Origin of the sequence: Polynucleobacter sp. MWH-HuK1 (assembly GCF_018881815.1) — a bacterium.
Taxonomy (GTDB): domain Bacteria; phylum Pseudomonadota; class Gammaproteobacteria; order Burkholderiales; family Burkholderiaceae; genus Polynucleobacter.
In genome coordinates, this window is sequence record NZ_JACVPP010000001.1 from 1,701,349 (window position 1) to 1,724,902 (window position 23,554).

Genomic DNA, 23,554 nt, shown 5'->3' on the forward strand with positions numbered 1-23,554 from the left:
AATGTATTTTTACCATTCTAGCGACTACCGGCTATATCCGCTCTAAACGACTGAACACCACCCTGCGCCTCCATGAACCCACTAGAGACCCCCTCTTTTCCCAGTCGCCTGCCAAAAGTGGGGACCACGATCTTTACGGTAATGTCCGCTTTAGCTGCTGAGCACAAAGCCATTAATTTAGGTCAAGGTTTTCCAGATTTTCTCTGCGATAGAAAATTGATTGCTGAAGTAAATGAGGCCATGTTGGCTGACCGCAATCAATATCCTCCAATGATTGGCATTGCAGAGCTACGTAATGGTATCAGTCAAAAGATTCAAAACCTATACGGCCATCACTACGATGCCGATACAGAAATCACTATCACTGCAGGAGGCACACAAGGCATCCTGACAGCCGTACTCGCTTGCGTTAGTCCGGGCGACGAGGTCATCATCATTGAACCAGCTTATGACAGCTACCGTCCTGCCATCGAATTAGCTGGCGGCAAAACGATTACTATTTCCTTACAAGTGATTCGTGATGAGCATGGGCAAGTGGCCTCCTATGAAATCCCATGGGATGCATTAACTAAGGCAATCCATTCCAAAACCCGCTTGATCATTATTAATACTCCGCATAATCCTACTGGGATGATTTGGAGCAAAAATGATCTAGATAGTCTCGCGAATTTAGTTCGCAATACTTCGGCATTGATTTTGAGCGATGAGGTCTACGAGCATATGGTTTACGACGGAGCGCAACACCACAGTGTTGCATCCCATTCAGAGCTTGCTGCCAGATGCTTTCTGATTTCTAGCTTTGGCAAGACCTATCACGTCACCGGCTGGAAAGTAGGTTATGTAGCCGCACCACCCTCGCTAACTAAGGAGTTTCGCAAGGTTCATCAGTTCAATGTATTTACTGTGAACACGCCCATGCAATACGGTCTAGCGACCTATCTTGCCGACGCTGAACATTATTTAAATCTCCCCGCCTTTTACCAAGCTAAGCGTGATTTTTTCAGAGCAGGACTTGGTATGACCAAATTTAAATTACTGCCCGCTCCAGGCACTTATTTTCAGTGCGTAGATTACTCAGCGTTAGATATTCCTCAGGCAAAACTGAATGAGGCTGACTTTTGCAAATGGCTGACAACGGAGATTGGGGTAGCGGCTATCCCAGTGTCTGCTTTTTATGAGCAAGCGACCGAATCTGGCGTCATTCGTTTTTGTTTTGCGAAGCAAGATCAAACACTCACGAGTGCCTTACAACGTTTAGAAAGAATCTAAAGGACATCATGGCAAATAAAAAATCAACCGTAATTGATGTATACAGCTGGCCCACTCCAAATGGTCACAAAGTGCACATCATGCTAGAAGAATGCGGCTTTCGATTAGGAAAAGATTGGATCGCTCACCCCATTGATATTGGCGCAGGAGATCAATTTGCCCCTGATTTTTTAAAGATTAGCCCCAACAATAAGATCCCAGCAATCATCGATCCCAATGGGCCAGACGGCAAACCAATTAGCCTATTTGAGTCAGGCGCGATTCTGCTCTACTTGGCCGGGAAGACCGGCAAATTCTTACCGCAAGACAACCGTGGAAAGTATGAAGTACTGCAATGGCTCATGTTCCAAATGGGCGGTCTTGGCCCTATGCTTGGGCAAAACCACCATTTCCGCCTGTATGCACCTGAGAAAATTGAATATGCGATCAATCGCTATACCAATGAAGCCAAACGAATCTACGGGGTGTTGGATAGTCAACTGAAAGATAATCCCTATGTAGCAGGGAAAACGTATTCGATTGCCGATATTGCGATTTATCCATGGACGCGTAATTGGAAAAATCAAGGCATCGATATCAATGAGTTTCCACATTTCAAACGATGGTTTGAAAAGGTTGGTGCACGGCCCGCAGTTAAGCGTGGTTGCGATGTATTAACAGCATTACGTAAGCCTTTGCACGATGCCAAGGCTAGAGAGCAGTTGTTTGGTTCAACGCAGTATCAAAAGAGGAAATAAGATGAGCATTCAATCAGTCGGTGTAATCGGTGCGGGCACCATGGGAAATGGTATTGCACAAGTGTGTGCAGTTGCCGGCTTAGATGTCGTCATGGTTGATATTAATGAGGCCGCTGTTCAACGTGGCCTCGAACAAATCAGCAAAAGTCTAGATCGCCTAGTAAAAAAAGAAACCCTAACGGTTGAAGCAAAAGATGTAGCTCTCAAAAGAATTAAAGGCAGCACTTCTTATAACGACTTCAAAGGCTTGGGTTTAGTTATTGAAGCTGCTACTGAAAATCAAGCGATCAAAGAGAAAATCTTGAAACAAGTAGATGAGATTGTGAGTAAAGAGACCATCATCGCCACCAACACCTCTTCTCTTTCCATCACCAAATTAGCAGCACTTGATTCTAATCCTGCGCGCTTTATTGGTATGCACTTTTTTAACCCGCCACCCTTGATGGCTCTGGTGGAGGTGATACGTGGCTTACAAACCAGTGACGCGACCCATGCTGCCATTATTGAAATGGCTAAGCGCGTTGGCAAAGAGCCAATCACCGTTAAGAACTCCCCAGGCTTTGTAGTCAATCGTATTTTGCTGCCGATGATCAACGAGGCCTTCTTTGTTTTATCCGAAGGGCTTGCTAGTCCAGAAGATATTGATGCAGGCATGAAGTTAGGCTGCAATCAACCGATTGGCCCTCTGGCATTAGCTGACCTTATTGGTTTAGATACCTGCTTAGCAGTGATGGAAGTCTATTTTGAAAACTTCAGCGACTCTAAATATCGCCCTTGCCCACTGCTTCGCGAAATGGTTGCGGCTGGGTATCTCGGTCGCAAGACAGGTCGCGGCGTATACACCTACGATAAATAACTTTCTCCACACCTTTATAACGAAATTGTTCATTGTGAATCCGATTCCACCTCTAGTACGCAAACTTGGCTATGCCGGTCTTATTCCATTTATTGGACTAGCTTTAATGGTGCAATTAGCACCCACACCAATGAACTACTTGAGCGCTGAATCCTTGGCTGGTTATGGGGCTGTAATCACTTCATTCATGGGAGCTATACATTGGGGTGCTAATTTGCATCTCTTGGGTAAAGCACCCGCTGGAGATCGCTGGGAGGACCGTAATGCCTGGATCTGGGGCGTTATTCCAGCACTAGTTGCTTGGGTGGCGCTGCATATCTATATACCTGTGGGCTTGCTCATTCTTGCCTCCACCTTGATTATTCAGCGCAATATTGATCAGAATACCTATCAATATTATTTTTCCAATGAAGCTACTCGTTCTGCTTTTATGACGATGCGTAATCGCTTGACCTATGTTGCCGCCGCATGCCTAACCTGGGCATCTTTGGTGATTCTTTTTATTCAAGCATGATGTAATGAGCGGTCTTTTTGATAGCACTCCGCCCCCACCCTTAGCGGAAGCTCTGCGTCCAAAAACGATTGAAGAGGTCATTGGGCAAGCCCACTTATTAGCCAGCGGTAAACCCCTCAACTTAGCTTTTGCATCAGGTAAACCTCACTCGATGATTTTGTGGGGGCCTCCAGGCGTTGGTAAGACAACGCTGGCACGTCTCTCGGCAAAAGCATTTGATCGTGAGTTCATTGCTATCTCTGCCGTATTAGCTGGTGTCAAAGAAATCCGTGAGGCTATTGAGCAAGCCCAACAGAACATGGCTCAATACGGCAAACAAACGATCTTGTTTGTGGATGAGATCCACCGTTTTAATAAAAGCCAGCAAGACGCCCTACTTCCCCACGTGGAATCAGGCCTCTTTACCTTTATTGGCGCTACTACCGAGAACCCCTCTTTTGAGGTGAACTCAGCCCTCCTATCGCGAGCTCAGGTGTACGTATTAAAGTCACTCACTCCAGAGGAGTTGAGATTGCTTTTTGATCGTGCGCGCCAACATGCAATGCCTGATGTGCAATTTGAGTCTGCTGCTATTGATACTCTCATCTCTAATGCTGATGGCGATGCAAGGCGCTTACTCAATCTGGTTGAACAAGTGCGCAATGCAGCACTCACACCGAATGCTGTACTCAAGACTGTCAATCAACAATTTATCGAAAACGCTTTAAGTGCTCAAGCACGACGCTTTGATAAAGGTGGCGATCACTTCTATGATCAAATCTCTGCCCTGCATAAATCTGTGCGTGGATCGAATCCTGATGCTGCCTTATATTGGTTTTGTCGCATGCTTGATGGTGGCGCAGATCCCCGATATCTAGCGCGTCGTATTATCCGCATGGCATGGGAAGATATTGGCTTAGCCGATCCAAGAGCAATGCAATTAGCCAATGATGCTGCGCAAACCTTTGAAAGACTGGGCTCACCTGAAGGCGAGCTGGCACTTGGACAAGCAGTGGTTTACCTCGCCGTTGCCTCCAAGAGCAATGCTAGCTACAACGCCTTTAATGCCGCTCGTGCATTTGTGGCGCAAGACCAATCTAGGGCCGTGCCAAATCATTTACGCAATGCCCCAACGAAGTTAATGAAAGAACTCGGTCATGGCAAAGAGTATCGCTATGCCCACGATGAACCGCATGGCTATGCTGCTGGTGAATCCTACTTACCCGAAGGTATGAAAGAGCCGCACTGGTATGAGCCTGTTGAACGCGGCCTGGAATCTCAGATTAAAGAAAAATTGGCTTTCTTAAAAAAGCTCGATGAAGAGTATAAGAAGAAGTAAGGTGATATGAGCACAAAAACTCCAGCTACCTTTTATTACGACATTGTCTCGCCATTTGCCTATCTTTACGTCAAGCAAAGGCAACGTCTTGAGGGCAAACTAGATATCAAGCCAGTTCCGGTTCTCTTAGGGGGTCTTCTACGCGCAGCTGAGAATAAAGGTCCAGGTGAGGTAGCAGCTAAACGTCCTCATACCTATCAATTCTGTATCTGGCAAGCTGAGAAGCTTGGTATTCCTTTCCGCTTTCCTGAGCACCATCCATTTATGACAGTTGCAGCACAACGTCTTTTAGTAGAACAGAATGCTGACTGGGAAATGGTTGAGCGGGCCTTTGAATATGTCTGGGTAGAAGGCAGAGATCCCAATTTATCTTGGCCAGAATTTTGTACATACTTAGGTTTATCTGCTGACATCCCCAAACCTGAAAACCCAGAGGTAAAAGCAAAGTTGATTGCCAATACCAACCAGGCCAAAGCCGATGGTGCTTTTGGCGTGCCCGCCCTGATAGTCAATCAACAGTGCTTTTGGGGAGTAGATACGATCGATTGGGCATTGGATTACCTTACCCGGCCTGGCATGTTTGAAGAGGCTTCTTATGCCTATGCCGGAAATGTGCCAAATGGTCTGAGCTGACAAGTAATGAGCAATACAATCAATTCAAGTCACTTTCATATTATTTAAGGAACTCATATGCGCAAGCTACTCGCCGCCCTCGCTATCACCCTTTCTTGCTTTGCCAGCCAAGCGGCATTTGCAGGACCAAAGGTGGAATTTAAGACAACTATGGGTAATTTCGTAGTGGAATTGGATGACGTTAAAGCACCTAAGACCACTGCTAACTTTTTAAACTACGTCAAGAGCGGTTTTTATAACGGCACCATCTTTCATCGTGTGATTGATGGCTTCATGATTCAGGGTGGTGGCTTTACTGCAGATCTAAATCAAAAGCCAACCAATGCTCCCGTAGTTTCTGAGGCGCAAAACGGTCTAAAAAATAATGCCTACACGATTGCCATGGCTCGCACTTCTGATCCTGATTCTGCAACTGCACAGTTTTTTATTAACGTTAAAGATAATGCGGGTTTGGATTATCCAAATGCGATGGGCAATGGCTATACCGTTTTCGGCAAAGTGATTTCCGGAACAGAAACAATTGATGCCATTCGTAAGATCCCGACCATGGTTGCCCCAGCACCACGCATGGGCAGAATGGCCGATGTTCCGACCAAGACTGTCACTATCGAATCAGCCACGATTCTGAAGTAATAAGACTTTATTAGGTTAGCCGCGATGATTTTGCTCGATGATGCGCAAAGTACCGCGGCCTCACCTACCAGTCGCCTCTATGAAAATGCGCTCCATTACTGGCGCGTTCTGCCCAGTGGTGACAACGCAATAGATTTATCTGCCACCCAGAAATGTCTTTCCGAGATCTCAGAATCTCTTACTAGAGGTGAATATGTTGTAGCTGCTTTTGCCTATGAATTAGGTAGGCAAATACACAAACTACCCCAGAGACCATCCTTACCTAATGAACCACATCCATTAATAGAGGCATGGGCTTTCTCAAGCTTTAAAAAACTTTCTAAACAAGATGTTGATAGCTGCATCTCAGAAAAGCTTACCTTGCTTGAGAGCTCTCAACGTTGTGCAGGTGTAATGGATGTTCAAGAATCGATATCCGAGGATCGCTTTACTGCAGATATCGACACCATTCAAGAATACATTCGTAGCGGTGATAGCTACCAAATTAATCACACCTATCGCATCAAGGGTGAGACCTATGGAGCCCCTTTAGCTTTATATAGTCGCCTACGGGATAGGCAACCCGGTAGATTTGGGGCGTACATAGAACATGATGGGAGCTTTCTGTTATCTCAGTCCCCAGAACTATTTATTGCGCGTGATGGCGATACTTTAAAAGCCATGCCCATGAAAGGCACTGCCAGTGCTTTATCCGCGGTTGCCAGGGCTTTATCTGATGACCCCAAGAATCAAGCAGAGAACGTCATGATTGTTGACTTACTGCGCAATGATCTGAGTCGCATCTCTTTGCCGGGATCAGTCACGGTACCCAATCTTTTCGAAGTGGCAAGACATGGTGATGTTTTGCAGATGACTTCTACAGTGCAAGGCCAGATAAAACCTAATGTTAGTCTCTTTGATATTTTCAAGGCCGTTTTTCCATGTGGCTCTGTTACTGGCGCCCCAAAGAAACGCAGCATGGAGATTATTCAAGAGCTTGAACCCGAGGATCGTGGCTACTACTGCGGTGCCTTAGGATGGCTTGATCCCAACGGCAACTTTGCCTTTAGCGTACCTATTCGTACAGTTGAAATTGCCACAGATAATCAATCCCATACCTCTACATTCACTTTAGGTGTCGGCGCAGGCATTACGAATGACTCCGATGTCAAACAAGAGTGGCAAGAATGTCACATCAAATCCGCCTTTCTGATGGATCTTCCAAGCTCTAGCGGCTTATTCGAAACGATTGCGGTGATACATGGAGAGCCCCAGAGACTCCAATCACATATACAGCGTATGCGTGCCTCAGCTTTAGCTTTAAGAATTTCCTTTGATAGTGAGATTGCAGAAAAGTTGATTGTGGATGCTTGTGCATCATTTGATAAAAACTTGTCGCATCGATTAAGACTAGATCTCGCATCCAATGGAGCTCTTTCAGTTTCAAGCGCCGTCATTCATCAGACAAATGAGCCCGTCAAAATATTCTGGGCTAGAGACATTCTGTCTGGCGATGTAACGATGCATTCAGGGGATGCGCTTCTGCGACACAAAGTTAGCGAGCGAGCTCTTTATGATCGTGCATGGCAAGAAGCCACTAAGCTGGGTGGTTTTGATGCCCTCTTTTGCAATGAACAAGGCTTTGTGACAGAGGGTGGCAGGACTAGCATTTTTGTTAAACCTCCAGGTAGTCCTGAATGGCTTACGCCACCCGTCTCAGCAGGTCTTCTGCCCGGCGTCATGCGTGCAGCCCTGCTTGCTGATCCAAAAATGAATGCCCGTGAAGCCAACCTGACTATTAAAGATGTTTCAATGGCAGATGAGATTATCCTTAGCAATGCCCTTCGTGGGGCTATCAAAGCCCATTTTTAGAAAGTCAGTATGAAGTATTGTCCTAACTGCGCCGCTGTATTGACGATCAAAATTCCAGCAGATGATTCTCGTGAGCGCCATGTATGCGAAGCTTGTGGCAGCATTCATTATCAGAACCCTCGCAATGTGGTAGGCAGTATTCCTGTGTACGGCCAGCAAGTACTCTTATGCCGCAGAGCGATTGAGCCTCGTCATGGATATTGGACGCTTCCCGCAGGATTTATGGAGTTAGGTGAAAGTACAAGTCATGGCGCTGCTCGCGAGACACTCGAGGAAGCTGGTGCCACAGTCAACATCGGGCCACTGTACTCATTACTCAACGTGCCACATGCCGAGCAAGTGCATCTATTTTATTTAGCGACGATGAATACGCCGGAGTTCTCCGCTGGTGAAGAAAGTCTTGAAGTTGCACTTTTTAATGAGGCCGACATTCCTTGGAATGATTTAGCCTTTCCCACAGTGAAGCAAACCTTGGAATGGTTTTTTGCTGATCGTGCTGCAGGCAACTTAGAAACTGGCAAAGAGTTTCATGTGCGCAGTCGCGACATCTTGTCATCCGAAAGAATTTAAAGAGTCTTATGGGTCAGATTGCCTGGCTAGGGCCTCATGACCCTTTCCCCAATCCTCTGCTAGAAGCCGATCCAGATCCTAGCGTTCCTGGGTTGATTGCAGTAAGCGAACAAATATATCCAGGGCAACTCGCGCGCGCTTATCAACAAGGCATCTTTCCCTGGTACTCCGATAACCAGCCAGTACTCTGGTGGTCACCAGACCCCAGAATGGTTTTAAGGCCAAGCAACTTCAAATGCAGTGCTTCCTTGCGAAAAATTATTCGCCTCTTTTGTCAAAATTCTCAATCTCAAATAGAAGTAGATAGAGATTTTGGTGCCGTTATCCGCTCTTGCGCTACAAGCGCTCGTAAAGATCAAGATGGCACTTGGATTACCCATGAAATTATGGATGCCTACACAGCATTACATGAGCAAGGCAATGCTCACAGCATTGCTGTAATTGAAGATGGCCAGCTGATGGGTGGGCTTTATTGCGTTTCTTTTGGAGGCATGGTTTTTGGGGAGTCCATGTTCAGCCGCAAGACCAATACGTCCAAAATCGCTCTAGCCGCCCTCAGCACCTGGTGTCTGACCAATAAGGTACACATGATTGACTGCCAGCAAGAGACGGCTCACTTGCTTTCTTTGGGCGCTGCACCCATACCGCGTAAAGACTTTTTAGAGCAACTGCAAGTTTCTTTAAATCAAACTAAGATTGATAAATCTTGGACATTTGATAAAAAAATCTTACATCACTGGCTATGACCCAGCTCAAAGAACTTCCTCTAACCACCCTGCAGTTTTATGCAACCGCTCCATATGCTTGTAGCTATCTTCCGAATAAGACTGCTCGCTCTCAAGTGGCCACTCCATCGCATTTGATTCATGCGGATCTCTACAGTGATTTATTACATGCTGGGTTTAGACGTAGCGGTTTGTATACCTACCGACCGTATTGCGATGAATGCAAAGCCTGCATTGCAACACGCATCTTAGTAAATCAATTCACACCTTCCCGAAGTCAGCGCCGGGCCCAGAAAAAGCATGCCGGTCTTGAAACATCAGTATTAAATCTTGGCTACCAAGAAGAGCATTACGAACTCTATCAACGCTATCAACATGAGCGACATGAAGGTGGAGATATGGATAGCGCCGATCAAGATCAGTACATGCAATTTTTATTGCAAAGTCGAGTGAACTCGCGAATTGTTGAATTTCGGGATGGTCCTCACGATCCGCATCCAGGTCGATTACGCATGGTCAGCATGATTGATATCTTGGAGCAAGGCATCTCCTCCGTTTATACCTTCTACGACACCTCAAGCCATGCAGCTAGCTATGGCAGCTACAGCATTTTGTGGCAGATCGAGCAAGCGCGGATCTTGGGCTTGCCTTACCTCTATCTTGGCTACTACATCAAAGAAAGCAACAAGATGTCGTACAAGATTAACTATCAGCCCATGGAAGGGTTGATCGACGATCATTGGCAACCGTTGTCTGAGTCATAATATCTACCCATGATCGATCGCTACTCCCTTCTGCGCCCTTGGCTCTTTTGCATAGACCCTGAAAAAGCCCATAACCTCACTCTGAGCAATATGGATCGCGCGCAGCGCTGGGGAATGTTAGAGCGTTTAGTAACTAAGCCGATTAATGATCCACAAATGCTTTGCGGAATCGAGTTTCCGAATCCGGTTGGTCTGGCTGCTGGATTGGATAAAGATGGCAAACACATTGATGCATTAGCCGCATTGGGGTTTGGATTTTTAGAAATTGGCACGGTAACGCCACGCCCACAGCCTGGCAATCCAAAACCTCGCATGTTTCGCCTTCCTGAAGCGCAGGCCATCATCAATCGCATGGGCTTTAATAATGATGGTGTTGATGCCTGCGTAACCAGAGTGCGTCGCTCAAAGTTTTGGAAAAACGGTGGTGTTCTAGGCATGAACATTGGTAAAAATGCCAGCACGCCAATCGAAGAGGCTTCTCGTGATTACGTATTAGCCATGGAAGCTGTATACGAAATCGCTACTTACATTACCGTCAATATCTCTTCTCCAAACACTCAAAATCTACGCGCTCTCCAAGGCGAAGAAATGCTCCGTGAATTATTGGGTAGCCTTGATGAAGCCAGAAAGCGTTTATGCGATCGTCATGGCGTACGCAAACCACTCTTCCTGAAGATTGCGCCGGACTTAGATCCTGGCGATATCAATCTGATTGCCGATCTACTACTCGAGTTTGGTATTGATGCAGTCATTGCCACCAATACAACCATCTCCCGAGATGCAGTTAAAGGAATGGAATTTGGCGAAGAAGCCGGTGGTCTATCTGGTGCACCCGTTCGCAATGCCTCCAATATCGTCATCAAAGCTTTGAAAGCTAGACTTGGCAATCAACTACCGATCATTGGCGTTGGCGGCATCATGTCTGGTGCTGATGCCAGAGAAAAAATCATGGCAGGCGCCAGCCTAGTCCAACTCTACAGCGGCTTAATCTATCGCGGCCCAGACTTGGTCAACGAGTGCGCCACTGCTCTGCGACAACCCTAAAACGCGTTTAAATCACCCCTATTAAGGGGCTTTTTATTACTTGCCCAATAAAATGGCATTTCACAATATGCAATTTCATCTGAAATCGCTACAATAAGCCCTATGAGCCCTAGCAAAACCATCAAAACTCCCAAATCTACCGGTGAGGTTGGAAAAACAGCCATCCAAGTGGTGGAACGCATGATGAATTTGCTAGATGCGCTAGCCGATCAAGAGGACTCCAGCAGCCTCAAAAATCTTGCTGAACTAACTGGTCTACATCCCTCTACTGCCCACCGCATTTTGAATGATATGGTTGCCTGCAGACTTGTTGAGCGTGGTGATGGAGGCACTTACCGTCTCGGTTTAAAGCTATTAGAGCTTGGCAATTTAGTGAAGGCAAGATTATCGGTCCGCGAAGCAGCGCAGCTACCAATGCGCACCCTACACAAGCTCACCGGCGAAACAGTGAATCTATCTGTTCGCCAAGGCGATGAAATTGTTTATGTTGATCGCGCTTATAGCGAACGCTCAGGAATGCAAGTTGTCCGCGCTATTGGCGGTCGTGCGCCGTTGCATCTCACCTCAGTTGGCAAACTCTTTTTAGCTAGCGATGACCCCAGTCAGGTTCGAGCCTATGTCACGCGCACTGGCTTATCCGGACATACTCGCAATAGCATTACCGAATTAGGCAAACTGGAGGCTGAACTCAATCAAGTACGCAAAGTAGGCAATGCTCGCGATGATGAAGAGCTGGAGTTAGGTGTGAGCTGTTTAGCTGCAGCCATCTTGGATGACACCGGGAAATTGGTTGCTGGCCTTTCTTTAAGCGCCCCAACCGACCGTATTCAGGCGGACTGGCTACGCGCTCTTCAAGAAACTGCCTTACAGATCTCCAAAGGCATGGGCTTCAAACCCAAATCGGCCGAACCAGGCAGCTCAAACTAGCCTTACATTAAGCGACGAATTGACTGCGCACCAGATGGCATGCGCTCATACCAGTCACGTACGCGCACGGCATCAGCAAAACGTGATTGCGTTCCGACAGAATCTAAGAACACCAACAACAATGGCGTATTATTTACTCTAGCCTGCATGACCAAACATTTACCAGCAGCATTTATAAAGCCAGTTTTTTGTAGGCCGATATTCATATCACCAGAGCGTACCAAACGATTAGTGTTCATAAACTTTTGCGGACGTTTCCCAATCACCATGGTCAGATCTGGCCAAGTTGAAAACTCACGAATGGTTTTGTATTGATATGCTGCACTGAGCATGCGTGTCAGATCTTCTGCTGTGGCAACGTTCTCACTCATGAGGCCGGTTGGATCCGCAAAATTAGAATGGTCCATGCCAAGCTCTTTTGCCTTGCGATTCATAGCACCTACAAATGCTGGTACACCGCCCGGGTAATTTCTGCCCAAGGTATATGCAGCCCGGTTCTCAGAGGACATTAAAGCAAGCAAGAGCGCCTCTTCACGAGTTAAAACAGTTCCACCTGCCAAACGCGAAGAGCGGTAACTTTGCACATCTTCAGAGTTGATTACCAAAGTTTCATCTAATGGCATCTTGGCATCTAACACCACCATCGCTGTCATTAACTTGGTAATGGAAGCAATTGGCAAACTTACAGAGGGGTTCTTTTCAAAATACACTTCTTTAGTATCTTGATTAACCACCATCGCTACGCTAGATTTGAGATTTAGGTCGTCATGTTGTCCACGTAATCCTAATGCAGTTGCAAGAGATGGTCTTGCAGGCACAACCGGCTCTGTTGAGCGCGTAACTGTTACACGAACGGTTTTGGGCTTTTTGGAAGTCTTGGTGCTTGTCTTGGTGGCTGCTTTAGCAGTAGTTTTGGTTTGCTGCTTCTCTTTATTGGCAGCAATTGCAGGTGCGTTCGCCATGGCGCCAACCGCAAAAAATACAGCCAAGGCAAAAAGCCAAAATCGATTCAAACGCATCCCAAAATACCTTCCAAAACTTTCAACATACGGAATGATAATTAATTTCCCAGAGCAAGGCGGTTTTATTCGCCCCAATATAGGCCTTCCACTCACCAAAATCCACTCTCGCTATACACCCTACTCTGCAATTGTCGCCACTGTATTAGCCTGACGTGCGTTTACCAGCACCACTCCCGTCATCGTTAAACATAAACCAACGGCCATCAACAAGGTGAATGGCTCATCAAATAACAGCCAAGCCATTGCTGCAGTTGTCGGTGGCACTAAATAGAGAAAGCTGGTGACTTTGGTAGCAGCCCCCTTGCGAATCATCATGAACAACAAGCTGATTGATCCTATCGATAAAGGGAAGATGGCCCAGAGCAATGCTCCAATAACGGAGGGATTCCAAACCATCTCGCCTGATTCAAACAAATACATACAGACAAAGCATAGTGCCGCTGAAACACCAAACTGAATAGAGGAGCCAGCGCGCAAGTCAAATACTGGACAAAATTTCTTTTGATAAAGAGTACCAAAAGTTATCGAGAGAAGCCCTCCAAATGCGAGCGCGTAACTCGCCAGAGGAATATGTGTAAAACCTATCTTTTCAACCACTACCAAGGCGACACCAGCAAAACCAAATCCCAAACCAATCCATTGGCGTGGCGTAACCTTCTCTGATATCCAGGCAGCAAACCAAGCGGTCACAATTGGTTGAAGGCCAACAATGATGGCAACTAACCCAGCCGTCATTCCCAATCTAACCGCGAACCATACGCCGAGCAAGTAACCAAACTGAAGCAAGATGCCAGCAACGGCGATATGCTTGATTTGAGACCAGCTAGGCCAAGTAATTCTCCACACGAAACTAAGCGCTACCATCGCAGCCAAAACCCCTGCAAACCGCCAAAACAAGAAAGTTGCCGGCTCTACATATGGCATTGCTAGACGCGCGATCACGAAACCGGTACTCCAAATGAGTACAAATATCGGGGCAATGGCGTTGTCTAGCATAAGCTTCATGAGTAACCTGCTGAAAATATTAGGGTTTTTTACTGAATCTTTGATTTTAGGCGCTTTTGCCTACCCGCCCCATTTAAATCTAGGATGGGAAACTTATGCTGCAACGCAATATATATGCCATATAATTTACCAAAAAGAGTACATTAGGAAATAGCCCAAAGTCAGAACCCAGATACTTATCGAACGAAAAGAGACCGAAATGAACCTAACTCCAGAACAAATAGCAGCAGCACAAAAAGCAAACCTAGAGACCTTGAGCGGATTAACCAATCAAGCTTTGCAAAGCATTGAAAAATTAGTGGAACTGAATATGCATATTGCCAAACAAAGCTTGAGCGATAGCATGAATAGCGCTAAAAAAGCATTGGAAGTAAAAGACATTCAACAGTTACTCGCTCATCAAGCTGAAGCAGTTCAGCCAATGGCAGAAAAAATTATGGCTTATAGCCGCCACCTATATGAGTTGGCTCACGAAACTCAAAACAGCTTCACTCAATCTGCGGAAAAAGAATTCCAAGCAGGTCAAAAGAAAATCAACTCTTTAGTAGAAGAGTGGACTAAGAATGCACCAGTTGGATCAGACGCAGCTGTGCAGGCTATGAAACAAGCTATCGCCTCTGCTAACAATGTATTTGAGACTAGCCAAAAGGCTGTCAAGCATGCAGTTGAAGTTGCGCAAACAAATTTAACTACCGCTACTGAAACTGTTATGAAAGCAGCTGACACAGCAAGTAAAACCAGTAAGAAGTAGTAATATACTACCCCGCACTTCAGGTGCTCGGTAATAAAAAGCCCCGGTTACTCGGGGCTTTTTATTTCTGCCACTTACTACTGTATATCGAAAAGATTCTTAGGCTTTCTTTTTTACTGGCGGTAGATCGGTGCAGTGGCCATGGGCCGCTTCAGCCGCAAGACCCACTGATTCACCGAGGGTTGGATGTGGATGAATAGTCTTACCAATATCCACCGCATCAGCCCCCATCTCAATGGCCAGACATACTTCACCAATCAAATCACCAGCATGTGTGCCAACAATGCCACCACCGATAATACGATGGGTAGTAGCATCAAAAATGAGTTTTGTGAAACCTTCATCACGTCCATTAGCAATCGCTCGTCCGCTAGCTGCCCATGGGAATAAACCTTTTTCATAGGCAATACCTTGTGCTTTGCACTGCTCTTCCGTCAAGCCGGCCCATGCCACTTCCGGATCAGTGTAAGCAACCGATGGAATTTGCTTCGCGTCAAAGTAGGATTTTTCGCCTGCTGCTGCTTCAGCGGCAACGTGACCTTCATGCACTGCCTTATGAGCTAACATCGGCTGACCCACTAAATCGCCAATTGCAAAAATATTAGGGATATTAGTGCGCATTTGCTTATCAACTGGAATAAAGCCGCGCTCATCTACAAGCACGCCTGCTTTACCAGCATCAATCTTCTTACCATTTGGCGTGCGGCCTACTGCAACCAATACCAAGTCGTAGGTTTGCGGTTCCGCTGGCGCATTCTCGCCCTCAAAACTGACCTGTATGCCATCAGGCTTCACTTCCGCCTTGGCGGCACGCGTCTTGAGCATGATCTTTTCAAAACGTCCGGCATTGAACTTCTCCCAGACCTTTTCTAAATCACGATCCGCACCCGCCATAAGGCCATCCATCATCTCAGCGATATCAATACGTGAGCCTAGCGTGCTGTAAACGGTTGCCATCTCTAAACCAATAATGCCGCCGCCAATAACTAACATTCGCTTTGGAATGCTCTTGAGCAATAAAGCACCAGTGCTATCCACAATGCGTGGATCTTCTGGCAAGAAAGGCAGTTTGACTGGTTGACTACCAGCAGCAATGATGGCCTTCTGAAAGCGCACCACTTCTTTTTTGCCAGTGAGATCTTGACCAGTACCGTCAGTTAACTCAACCTCGACATGGTTCGCATCCAAGAACTTACCGAGGCCGCGCACCACTTTTACTTTGCGAGCCTTTGCCATGCCAGCAAGACCACCAGTTAATTTGGCAATGACAGACTCTTTGTAACCGCGCAATTGATCAATCTCGATCTTCGGCGCGCCAAAGTTAATGCCATGCTTTGCCATGGTCTTCACTTCATCCATAACTGAAGTGGTGTGGAGTAATGCTTTAGATGGAATACAGCCAACGTTCAAACAAACGCCGCCCAAAGTTGGGTAACGCTCCACTAAAACGGTATTCATACCTAAGTCAGCGCTACGAAACGCTGCGCTATAGCCGCCAGGACCGGCACCCAAAACCAATACCTCGCATTCATGATCTACCTTACCGCTGAACTGACCAGCTACTGGGGCAGGTGCGGCTGTCATTGCAGGGGCAGCAGGAGCTGATGCCACAGGTGCTACTGCGGGTTTAGCAACTGGCACTGCGCCACTTGCTTCGATTTCTGCAATCACAGAACCCTTGCTAACTTTATCCCCAAGTTTGACTGCAATACTAGTAACAGTGCCTGCAGCATCTGCTGGCACTTCCATCGTTGCCTTATCTGATTCGAGCACCAAGAGTGGTTGCTCTTTTTCAATAACATCACCAACTTTCACCAGCACTTCAATGACAGGTACATCAGAATAGTCACCAATATCTGGAACGAGAATTATTTGCTTAGCCATGAATTCCCCTTACAGACTAGCGCGACGGAAGTCGGCCAAGAGCTGAGCAATATACACATTGAAGCGAGTAGCCAAAGCGCCGTCAATCACGCGATGATCTGCTGACAAAGACAATGGGCAAATGAGGCGTGGCACAAATTGCTTACCATCCCAAACTGGCTTCATCGCAGCTTTGCTCACACCCAAAATGGCAACTTCAGGCGCATTCACTATTGGCGAGAAATACGTACCACCAATGCCGCCTAGCGATGAAATCGTAAAGCTCGCACCTTGCATTTGATCTGGCTTTAATTTGCCGTCACGAGCAAGCGCCGCTAGATCCGAAGTTTCCTTAGCGAGTTCAAAGATACCTTTTTTATCAGCATCTTTGATTACTGGCACGACTAAACCAGTAGGAGTGTCTGCAGCAAAACCAATATTGAAGTATTTCTTCAGAATGAGATCATCGCCATCTAAAGAACTGTTGAACTCAGGATATTTTTTCAATGCCGCTACTGCGGCTTTCATTAAGAAAGCAAGCATCGTGATCTTGACACCCCTCTTCTCATTCTCTTTGTTAGTGAGAACACGGAATGCCTCTAAGTCCGTAATGTCAGCATCTTCGTGATATGTCACAGCTGGAATCATTACCCAGTTACGACCCAGGTTAGCTGCAGTGAGTTTCTTAATGCGATTTAGTGGCTGACGCTCAATCTCACCAAACTTCGTAAAATCTACTTTTGGCCAAGGGATAAGATTCAAGCCGCCTAGACTGCCACCACTAGCGGCTGCCGCAGGACTTACTGCTCCACCACTCATTGCCGCCTTTACAAAGGCCTGTACATCCTCTTGAGTAATGCGGCCTTTAGGGCCTGATCCTTTAACCTGATCAATCGTGACGCCTAGCTCGCGCGCAAACTTACGCACAGAAGGGCTAGCGTGACTCACCGCTGTTTCAACTGGCGGAGGAGTATTGCTTAGTGGAGGCGGTGCTGGGGCTCTTGCGATTGGAGGCTCAACAGTTTTAGTTGCTGGTGCTGTGATGGTAGCAACTGGAGCAGGAGCGGATGCCGAAGATCCGCTTTCCAAGATCAAAACAACCGATCCCTCAGAAAGGTTATCACCAACCTTAACTTTGACTTCCTTAACAACGCCAGAGTGCGATGCGGGAACATCCATGGTGGCTTTATCAGATTCAAGCACGACGATGGACTGTTCTTTTTCAACCTTGTCGCCCACCTTCACCAAAACCTCGATTACAGGAACATCTTTGTAGTCACCGATATCTGGAACCTTAATTTCAATTGGGGATCCGCCAGCGCTTACTGGTGCTGCAGCCGGGGCTGATGCAGGAGCGCTAGCAACTGGGGTTGGTGCTGCAGCCGAAGCACCCTCTTCTAAAGTGATAACAACAGAACCCTCAGAAAGGTTATCGCCTATCTTGACCTTGACCTCTTTCACGATACCAGAGTGTGATGAAGGAACGTCCATGGTGGCTTTATCAGATTCAAGCACGAGGATGGACTGCTCTTTCTCAATTTTATCGCCTGCTTTAACCAATACTTCAATCACCGGTACATCTTTGTAATCGCCGATATCCGGAACTTTGATTTCAATTATTTGACTCATAGTATTTATCTCTTATCAAACCGTCATTGGGTTTGGTTTAGTAGTATCGATGTCGTATTTCTTAATCGCTTCAGCTAACTTAGAGCGATCGAGCTGACCAGAGTCAACCAATGATCTCAAAGCAGTCAGAACTACCCAACGACGATCTACTTCAAAGAAGTCACGGAGTTTTTCACGGGTATCTGAACGACCAAATCCGTCAGTACCAAGCACTTCGTAGCGACGACCCATATGCTGAATCGCAGGACGAATTTGCTCTGCGAATAATCGAACATAGTCAGTCGCAGCAATGACTGGACCAGTTGTGTCTTTGAGGCACTTCTCAACATGAGATAAAACCGGTGCAGCAATTGGGTTCAAGAGATTACTACGGTGCACTGCAGTCCAATCGCGGCCAAGTTCAGTAAAGCTTGGGCAACCCCACAAGTCTGAAGCAATACCCCAGTCTTTATTCAAAATCTCTGCAGCTTCGATAACTTCGCGGAAGATTGTTCCGGAGCCTAAGAGTTGCACGCGCAATTTTGCATTAGCGTCGCCAACTGACTTCAGTTTGTACATCCCCTTAATGATGTCTTTTTCTGCGCCCTTAGGCATCGCAGGATGTGCATAGTTCTCATTCATCAAGGTAACGTAGTAATACACATCTTCCTGAACTTCTAACATACGACGCATACCATCCTGAATTACTACTGCCAATTCAAATGCGAATGTAGGGTCGTAGCTAATACAGTTTGGAACTGCACCACTCCACAAATGGCTATGACCATCTTCGTGTTGCAAGCCTTCGCCGTTCAAAGTAGTTCTACCAGCAGTACCGCCCAATAGGAAGCCACGGCTACGCATATCGCCGGCAGCCCAAGCTAAGTCACCAATACGCTGGAAACCAAACATGGAATAGAAGATATAGAAAGGCAACATCGGTACGCCATGGGTAGAGTAAGAGGTAGCAGCGGCGATCCAGTCGCACATACCACCAGCTTCGTTAATACCCTCTTGCAAGATCTGACCAGTCTTATCTTCTTTATAGAACATCAATTGATCGTGATCTTCTGGAGTGTAGAGCTGACCTAACTGATTCCAGATGCCCAATTGGCGGAACATGCCCTCCATGCCAAAAGTACGTGACTCGTCTGGAACAATAGGGACTACACGCTTACCAAGCACCTTATCGCGTACGACGGTGTTGAGCAAGCGCACAAATGCCATCGTTGTAGAGATCTCGCGACCTTCTGTAGTTGCTTCCAGTAATGGCGCAAAAGTTTCCAATGAAGGTACAGGCAAGCTCTCAGCCTTAGTGCGACGCTGCGGCAAATAGCCACCTAATTCTTGGCGACGCGCCTTCATGTATTCCAACTCTGGGCTGCCTTCAGCAAATTTCACTAAAGGCATTTCATCCAACTGCTCATCTTTAACCGGAATTTCAAAGCGATCGCGGAAGCGACGAACGTCATCAGCATTCATCTTCTTCGCTTGGTGGGCAATATTCATTGCCTCACCCGATCCACCCATGCCGTAACCCTTAATGGTGTGAGCCAAGATCACTGTAGGCTGCTCTTTATGATTTACCGCTGCATGAAAGGCTGCAAACACTTTATGAGGATCGTGGCCGCCACGATTAAGCTGCCAAATCTCATCATCACTCCAGTCGCTGACTAAAGCTTTTAATTCTGGAGTGTTGAAAACGATCTCGCGAACATAGGCGCCATTCTTAGACTTCATTGTCTGGTATTGACCATCAACGATCTCGCCCAAACGCTGCATCAAGATACCTTTTTTATCGCGAGCAAATAAAGCATCCCATTGACCGCCCCACACTACCTTGATGACATTCCAGCCCGAGCCACGGAACTCGCTCTCAAGCTCTTGAATAATTTTTCCGTTACCGCGCACCGGTCCGTCTAAGCGCTGCAAATTACAGTTAATAACAAAAATAAGGTTGTCGAGTTTTTCACGGCCAGCCATACCAATCGCGCCCAGAGATTCTGGCTCATCGGTTTCACCATCGCCCAAGAATGCCCAAACCTTACGACCTTGCTCTTGGATAAAACCACGATCTGTTAGGTACTTCATAAAGCGCGCTTGGTAAATCGCCATGATCGGACCCAAGCCCATCGATACTGTTGGGAATTGCCAGAAGTCTGGCATCAACCAAGGATGTGGATAGCTAGAAATTCCTTTGCCGCCAACTTCTTGACGGAAGTTATTGAGCTGATCCTCTTCAAGACGACCCAACATATAAGCACGTGCATATACGCCTGGGGCTGAGTGACCTTGTACAAATATCAAATCACCACCATGCTCAGGAGACGGCGCATGCCAGAAGTGATTAAAGCCTACGTCGTATAAAGTCGCCGCTGACTGGAATGAAGAAATGTGGCCGCCAACGTTGGTATCTTTATTAGCGCGCAAAACCATCGCCATCGCGTTCCAACGAGTGTAAGAACGAATACGGTGCTCTACGTTCTGATCACCAGGCAAGCGCGCTTGGTTTTCAACAGGAATCGTATTAATGTAAGGAGTCTCAGCATGAAATGGCTGAACTACTCCGTTTACACGTGCATGAGAAATTTGTTGATCAATAAGATAGGCAGCTCTTTCTGGCCCCTCATTGCGAATCACGCCATCAAGCGCTTGCAACCATTCTTGAGTCTCACCCGGATCAGCGTCCTGAGCGTTCTGTTTGCCTAATACTTGATCTGGAACCGCTGCCATCTTTAGTCTCCGTTAAATAGTGCTTATTTGTCATTAACTCTATAGGCAATATTCTAGGAAGGTATATGGGTGTAAACAAGCAATTTTCCACATAATGATAATATTTCTCATTATGTGGAATTTTATTGCGGCGCAAATAAGAATAGCTACATAGACCAGAAATACCGTTTCAGGGGTAACAATAGGGCAAAATGCTTTGTATTCATGAAAGTATCAGCCTCTACCAACGCACTCTTTAGACCATTGAAATGGCTCCGCAAAATACGCGGATTTAGGCTTGTATATACACCGCTTCTTGCAATTGTGATTTTTACTGCGGTTATGGGCATTATTTTGGGTACCCTGCACTTACAAGAAAAGAATCAACAAGAAGCCGCACTATTCAGAGAATTATCTTTCGCAAAGCAACGGATTCAATCACGCTTTGCTAATAATTTAGAGGTATTCAATACCATCAATCGAGAGGTTGCTGCCAGCGAAGATCAAGTAAAGCTAAAACTAATCGCCAAGGAACAAGCGGACGAACTAGTTATCAACAATCATGAAATCATCAAAATCCTTTTACTCGATAATGAAGGTCAGCGTCAGTGGGTTGCTCCAGCCGATATAGGTAAATCTGATTGGATAACTAAAACCAAAAATGATCAGCCGGTAAATGCCAATCTTGCATCCACTGTTGAATTAAGTAGGGTAACCAGTCGCGCTGCGTTCAGCCAATTTATCTTCCTCGATTTACCAAGCGATCAACCAATGGGTGCCGAGAGAAAAATTGTCTTTTGGCAAGTGGTTCCAAATATCGTTGGTGGAGAAGCTGTGGGTTTCTTAGCGGCACTCTACACCACTCAAGGGATTCTGGACGTCATTCCCGGAGAGCTTAAGTCCTACTACCGATTCACCCTTATTACCGATAAAGAGAAGGTTCTGGCGATTTCTTCGGATAAAGGAGTTCCTAAAAGAGCCTTTAGCAATCAGACTAGTTTGGATATCGGAGTATTGAGCCCAAACATCACTTTGCGAATTGATACCTATCCCCCACCCACCAATCTCACCTTCAGGATGTTGATTGGCGTTGTGTTGGGTTTGAGCATCTTTGTGATCTGGAGTTTGTGGTCAGTTCTTAAGCAAATGCAGGTGCGCCAAGAAGCAGAAGCAAGTCTGCGTACTGAAACTAGCTTTCGCAATGCGATGGAGAACTCCACTCCGGTGGGTATTCGTGCTCACGACATGGAAAGACGAATTACCTATGTCAATCGAGCCTTTTGCGAAATGACAGGTTGGACCTCTGAGGAGTTACTAGGTCTCACTCCGCCATTTCCATTTTGGCCAGATAGCAGAAGAGATGAGTTGGTAGAAAAAATGAATCGTGCTCTGAAATCCGATATCAGCGGCAGTATGAAGATTGGTATTGAGGGTGCGATCATGAAGCGAGATGGAACTATGATCCAGACCCGCACCTTTATTGCCCCCTTGATTAATGAAAAGGGTAAACAGACTGGCTGGGTAACTTCATTAATTGATATTTCAGAGCCAAAAAAGATTCGTGAAGAATTAGCTGCATCTCAAGAGCGCTTCACCACCGTTCTAGAAAGTCTAGATGCCGCAGTGTCTGTTGTCTCATTAGAAACCGATGAACTGTTATTTGCAAACCGCTTCTACCGAGAAAATTTTGGTAACGACTCTAAGGGGCACTTTCAATTAGCCCACCAAGATAATCAGATTGCGACTTTGCATAATATTGCGCAGGATCTGCAAGACTACATCCGCGATGGCATTCCGACTTCCTTTCTTTATCAGGAATCGGAGTCAGAAGAGGTGCAATTGACTGATGGCAGCAATAAATGGTTTGAGGTTAGACGACGCTTCATCCCATGGGTTGACGGTCATCTTGCGCAATTATTGATTGCTACCGATATCACTGCTCGTAAAGAAGCGGATGATTTAGCACTTCAACAACAAGAGCGCATGCAGTTCACCAGTCGTCTCACCACCATGGGTGAAATGGCCTCTTCATTGGCTCATGAATTAAATCAACCACTCTCTGCAATTTCAAATTACTGCAATGGGGTTGCGAAACGTTTAGATGGCAATGTCGACCCTTCTATTACAAAGGAGATCTTGCCGGCTCTAGCCAAAGCCTCAGAACAAGCCCACCGTGCTGGAACGATCATTCAACGGATTCGAAGTTTCGTTAAGCGTAGTGAACCCCAGCGTAAAGCAGCATGTATTACTGAAATCATTAATGACGCAGTTGGCCTTGTTGAAATTGAGGCACATCGTCACCGTCTCAGCATCACTTCGGAGATTGCTGAAAATCTTCCGGTAGTTAATCTAGATCCAGTCCTCATTTTGCAGGTGGTGGTCAATCTACTAAAAAATGCACTTGATAGCGTTCGTGAGGCCTACCCGCTCTCCTCGCGCTGGTCAGCTCCTGCAGTGAAGATTTCAGCCGATTTAGACACCAGCATTTTCCCTGCTATGCTCAGAATTCAGGTTACCGACGGAGGGGGTGGAATACCCGAAAACGTCCTGGAACACATGTTTGAGCCGTTTTTTAGTACCAAATCCGATGGTATGGGCATGGGACTCAATATCTGCCGCTCCATTATTGAATCCCATCACGGCAGGCTATGGGCAACCAATGTCACAGACTCAGAACAGACCAAGCTGGCTGGCTGCACCTTTACAATACTTCTACCCTTGGAATCCCCTGAAACCAAGGCCAATACTTAAC

At 46.4% G+C, this 23,554-nt stretch carries 20 protein-coding genes; 15 read left to right on the forward strand and 5 right to left on the reverse strand.

Annotated elements, in window-relative coordinates; all coding sequences use genetic code 11:
• Positions 1–72 precede the first annotated feature (72 nt).
• The 13 genes from ICE93_RS08805 to ICE93_RS08865 all read left to right on the forward strand — a co-directional run bounded on the left by ICE93_RS08805 (position 73) and on the right by ICE93_RS08865 (position 11,841).
• A complete protein-coding gene (locus ICE93_RS08805; protein WP_216187404.1) occupies positions 73–1,269 on the forward strand; it encodes a pyridoxal phosphate-dependent aminotransferase in 1,197 nt (398 codons plus the stop codon).
• Positions 1,270–1,277: 8 nt separating this feature from the next.
• Complete coding sequence (locus ICE93_RS08810; RefSeq protein ID WP_216187406.1) at positions 1,278–2,006, forward strand: glutathione binding-like protein; 729 nt, start codon at positions 1,278–1,280, stop codon at positions 2,004–2,006.
• Position 2,007: 1 nt separating this feature from the next.
• The gene (locus ICE93_RS08815; protein WP_216187408.1) at positions 2,008–2,862 is read left to right on the forward strand and encodes a 3-hydroxybutyryl-CoA dehydrogenase; all 855 of its coding nucleotides are present in this window, start codon (positions 2,008–2,010) and stop codon (positions 2,860–2,862) included.
• 34 nt (positions 2,863–2,896) lie between these two features.
• A complete protein-coding gene (locus ICE93_RS08820) occupies positions 2,897–3,376 on the forward strand; it encodes a DUF3429 domain-containing protein (protein WP_370624609.1) in 480 nt (159 codons plus the stop codon).
• Between the two features lie 4 nt (positions 3,377–3,380).
• On the forward strand, positions 3,381–4,694 hold the full coding sequence (locus ICE93_RS08825) for a replication-associated recombination protein A (RefSeq protein WP_216187410.1): 1,314 nt from the start codon (positions 3,381–3,383) through the stop codon (positions 4,692–4,694).
• A 6-nt stretch (positions 4,695–4,700) separates the two neighbouring features.
• Positions 4,701–5,327, forward strand: coding sequence for a 2-hydroxychromene-2-carboxylate isomerase (locus ICE93_RS08830; RefSeq protein WP_216187412.1), 627 nt, complete (start codon positions 4,701–4,703; stop codon positions 5,325–5,327).
• 57 nt (positions 5,328–5,384) lie between these two features.
• Entirely contained in the window at positions 5,385–5,960 is a 576-nt protein-coding gene (locus ICE93_RS08835; RefSeq protein ID WP_216187414.1) for a peptidylprolyl isomerase, read from the forward strand.
• A 24-nt stretch (positions 5,961–5,984) separates the two neighbouring features.
• On the forward strand, positions 5,985–7,811 hold the full coding sequence (locus ICE93_RS08840) for a bifunctional chorismate-binding protein/class IV aminotransferase (protein ID WP_216187416.1): 1,827 nt from the start codon (positions 5,985–5,987) through the stop codon (positions 7,809–7,811).
• Positions 7,812–7,820: 9 nt separating this feature from the next.
• Complete coding sequence (locus ICE93_RS08845) at positions 7,821–8,381, forward strand: NUDIX hydrolase (protein ID WP_216187418.1); 561 nt, start codon at positions 7,821–7,823, stop codon at positions 8,379–8,381.
• A gap of 8 nt (positions 8,382–8,389) precedes the next feature.
• Positions 8,390–9,127, forward strand: a complete 738-nt coding sequence (aat, locus tag ICE93_RS08850) for a leucyl/phenylalanyl-tRNA--protein transferase (protein ID WP_216187420.1) — start codon at positions 8,390–8,392, stop codon at positions 9,125–9,127.
• Positions 9,124–9,870 carry an arginyltransferase gene (locus tag ICE93_RS08855; RefSeq protein WP_216187422.1) on the forward strand — a complete coding sequence of 249 codons (747 nt, stop codon included), beginning with the start codon at positions 9,124–9,126 and terminating at the stop codon, positions 9,868–9,870. The genes aat and ICE93_RS08855 overlap by 4 nt, the downstream gene beginning before the upstream one ends.
• A 9-nt stretch (positions 9,871–9,879) precedes the next feature.
• Positions 9,880–10,914 (forward strand): quinone-dependent dihydroorotate dehydrogenase, encoded by a 1,035-nt coding sequence (locus ICE93_RS08860; RefSeq protein WP_216187424.1) that lies wholly within the window; start codon positions 9,880–9,882, stop codon positions 10,912–10,914.
• A 102-nt stretch (positions 10,915–11,016) separates the two neighbouring features.
• Positions 11,017–11,841 carry an IclR family transcriptional regulator gene (locus ICE93_RS08865; RefSeq protein WP_216187426.1) on the forward strand — a complete coding sequence of 275 codons (825 nt, stop codon included), beginning with the start codon at positions 11,017–11,019 and terminating at the stop codon, positions 11,839–11,841.
• Positions 11,842–11,843: 2 nt separating this feature from the next.
• Here ICE93_RS08865 and ICE93_RS08870 read toward each other — a convergent pair whose 3' ends face one another.
• Positions 11,844–12,860 (reverse strand): serine hydrolase, encoded by a 1,017-nt coding sequence (locus ICE93_RS08870; RefSeq protein ID WP_216187428.1) that lies wholly within the window; start codon positions 12,858–12,860, stop codon positions 11,844–11,846.
• Between the two features lie 120 nt (positions 12,861–12,980).
• Positions 12,981–13,868, reverse strand: coding sequence for a DMT family transporter (locus tag ICE93_RS08875; protein ID WP_216187430.1), 888 nt, complete (start codon positions 13,866–13,868; stop codon positions 12,981–12,983).
• Positions 13,869–14,067: 199 nt separating this feature from the next.
• On the opposite strand from ICE93_RS08875, the gene ICE93_RS08880 reads away from it, so the two are divergent.
• Positions 14,068–14,619, forward strand: coding sequence for a phasin family protein (locus tag ICE93_RS08880; RefSeq protein WP_216187432.1), 552 nt, complete (start codon positions 14,068–14,070; stop codon positions 14,617–14,619).
• 99 nt (positions 14,620–14,718) lie between these two features.
• Here the strand turns inward: ICE93_RS08880 and lpdA are convergent, their stop codons facing one another.
• From lpdA to aceE, 3 genes are read right to left on the reverse strand one after another with little or no spacing between them, the layout of a single operon-like run.
• A complete protein-coding gene (lpdA, locus tag ICE93_RS08885; protein ID WP_216187434.1) occupies positions 14,719–16,503 on the reverse strand; it encodes a dihydrolipoyl dehydrogenase in 1,785 nt (594 codons plus the stop codon).
• Between the two features lie 9 nt (positions 16,504–16,512).
• The gene (aceF, locus tag ICE93_RS08890) at positions 16,513–18,111 is read right to left on the reverse strand and encodes a dihydrolipoyllysine-residue acetyltransferase (protein WP_216187436.1); all 1,599 of its coding nucleotides are present in this window, start codon (positions 18,109–18,111) and stop codon (positions 16,513–16,515) included.
• A gap of 15 nt (positions 18,112–18,126) precedes the next feature.
• Positions 18,127–20,823 (reverse strand): pyruvate dehydrogenase (acetyl-transferring), homodimeric type, encoded by a 2,697-nt coding sequence (aceE, locus tag ICE93_RS08895; RefSeq protein WP_216187438.1) that lies wholly within the window; start codon positions 20,821–20,823, stop codon positions 18,127–18,129.
• Positions 20,824–21,027: 204 nt separating this feature from the next.
• On the opposite strand from aceE, the gene ICE93_RS08900 reads away from it, so the two are divergent.
• Positions 21,028–23,553: a PAS domain S-box protein gene (locus ICE93_RS08900; RefSeq protein WP_216187440.1), complete on the forward strand. Its 2,526-nt coding sequence runs from the start codon at positions 21,028–21,030 to the stop codon at positions 23,551–23,553.
• Position 23,554: the final 1 nt, after the last annotated feature.

Coding starts and splice junctions, on each gene's coding strand:
- ICE93_RS08805 (WP_216187404.1), top strand. CDS start 73: ATGAACCCACTAGAGACCCCCTCTTTTCCCAGTCGCCTGCCAAAAGTG.
- ICE93_RS08810 (WP_216187406.1), top strand. CDS start 1,278: ATGGCAAATAAAAAATCAACCGTAATTGATGTATACAGCTGGCCCACT.
- ICE93_RS08815 (WP_216187408.1), top strand. CDS start 2,008: ATGAGCATTCAATCAGTCGGTGTAATCGGTGCGGGCACCATGGGAAAT.
- ICE93_RS08825 (WP_216187410.1), top strand. CDS start 3,381: ATGAGCGGTCTTTTTGATAGCACTCCGCCCCCACCCTTAGCGGAAGCT.
- ICE93_RS08830 (WP_216187412.1), top strand. CDS start 4,701: ATGAGCACAAAAACTCCAGCTACCTTTTATTACGACATTGTCTCGCCA.
- ICE93_RS08835 (WP_216187414.1), top strand. CDS start 5,385: ATGCGCAAGCTACTCGCCGCCCTCGCTATCACCCTTTCTTGCTTTGCC.
- ICE93_RS08840 (WP_216187416.1), top strand. CDS start 5,985: ATGATTTTGCTCGATGATGCGCAAAGTACCGCGGCCTCACCTACCAGT.
- ICE93_RS08845 (WP_216187418.1), top strand. CDS start 7,821: ATGAAGTATTGTCCTAACTGCGCCGCTGTATTGACGATCAAAATTCCA.
- aat (WP_216187420.1), top strand. CDS start 8,390: ATGGGTCAGATTGCCTGGCTAGGGCCTCATGACCCTTTCCCCAATCCT.
- ICE93_RS08855 (WP_216187422.1), top strand. CDS start 9,124: ATGACCCAGCTCAAAGAACTTCCTCTAACCACCCTGCAGTTTTATGCA.
- ICE93_RS08860 (WP_216187424.1), top strand. CDS start 9,880: ATGATCGATCGCTACTCCCTTCTGCGCCCTTGGCTCTTTTGCATAGAC.
- ICE93_RS08865 (WP_216187426.1), top strand. CDS start 11,017: ATGAGCCCTAGCAAAACCATCAAAACTCCCAAATCTACCGGTGAGGTT.
- ICE93_RS08870 (WP_216187428.1), bottom strand. CDS start 12,860: ATGCGTTTGAATCGATTTTGGCTTTTTGCCTTGGCTGTATTTTTTGCG.
- ICE93_RS08875 (WP_216187430.1), bottom strand. CDS start 13,868: ATGAAGCTTATGCTAGACAACGCCATTGCCCCGATATTTGTACTCATT.
- ICE93_RS08880 (WP_216187432.1), top strand. CDS start 14,068: ATGAACCTAACTCCAGAACAAATAGCAGCAGCACAAAAAGCAAACCTA.
- lpdA (WP_216187434.1), bottom strand. CDS start 16,503: ATGGCTAAGCAAATAATTCTCGTTCCAGATATTGGTGACTATTCTGAT.
- aceF (WP_216187436.1), bottom strand. CDS start 18,111: ATGAGTCAAATAATTGAAATCAAAGTTCCGGATATCGGCGATTACAAA.
- aceE (WP_216187438.1), bottom strand. CDS start 20,823: ATGGCAGCGGTTCCAGATCAAGTATTAGGCAAACAGAACGCTCAGGAC.
- ICE93_RS08900 (WP_216187440.1), top strand. CDS start 21,028: ATGAAAGTATCAGCCTCTACCAACGCACTCTTTAGACCATTGAAATGG.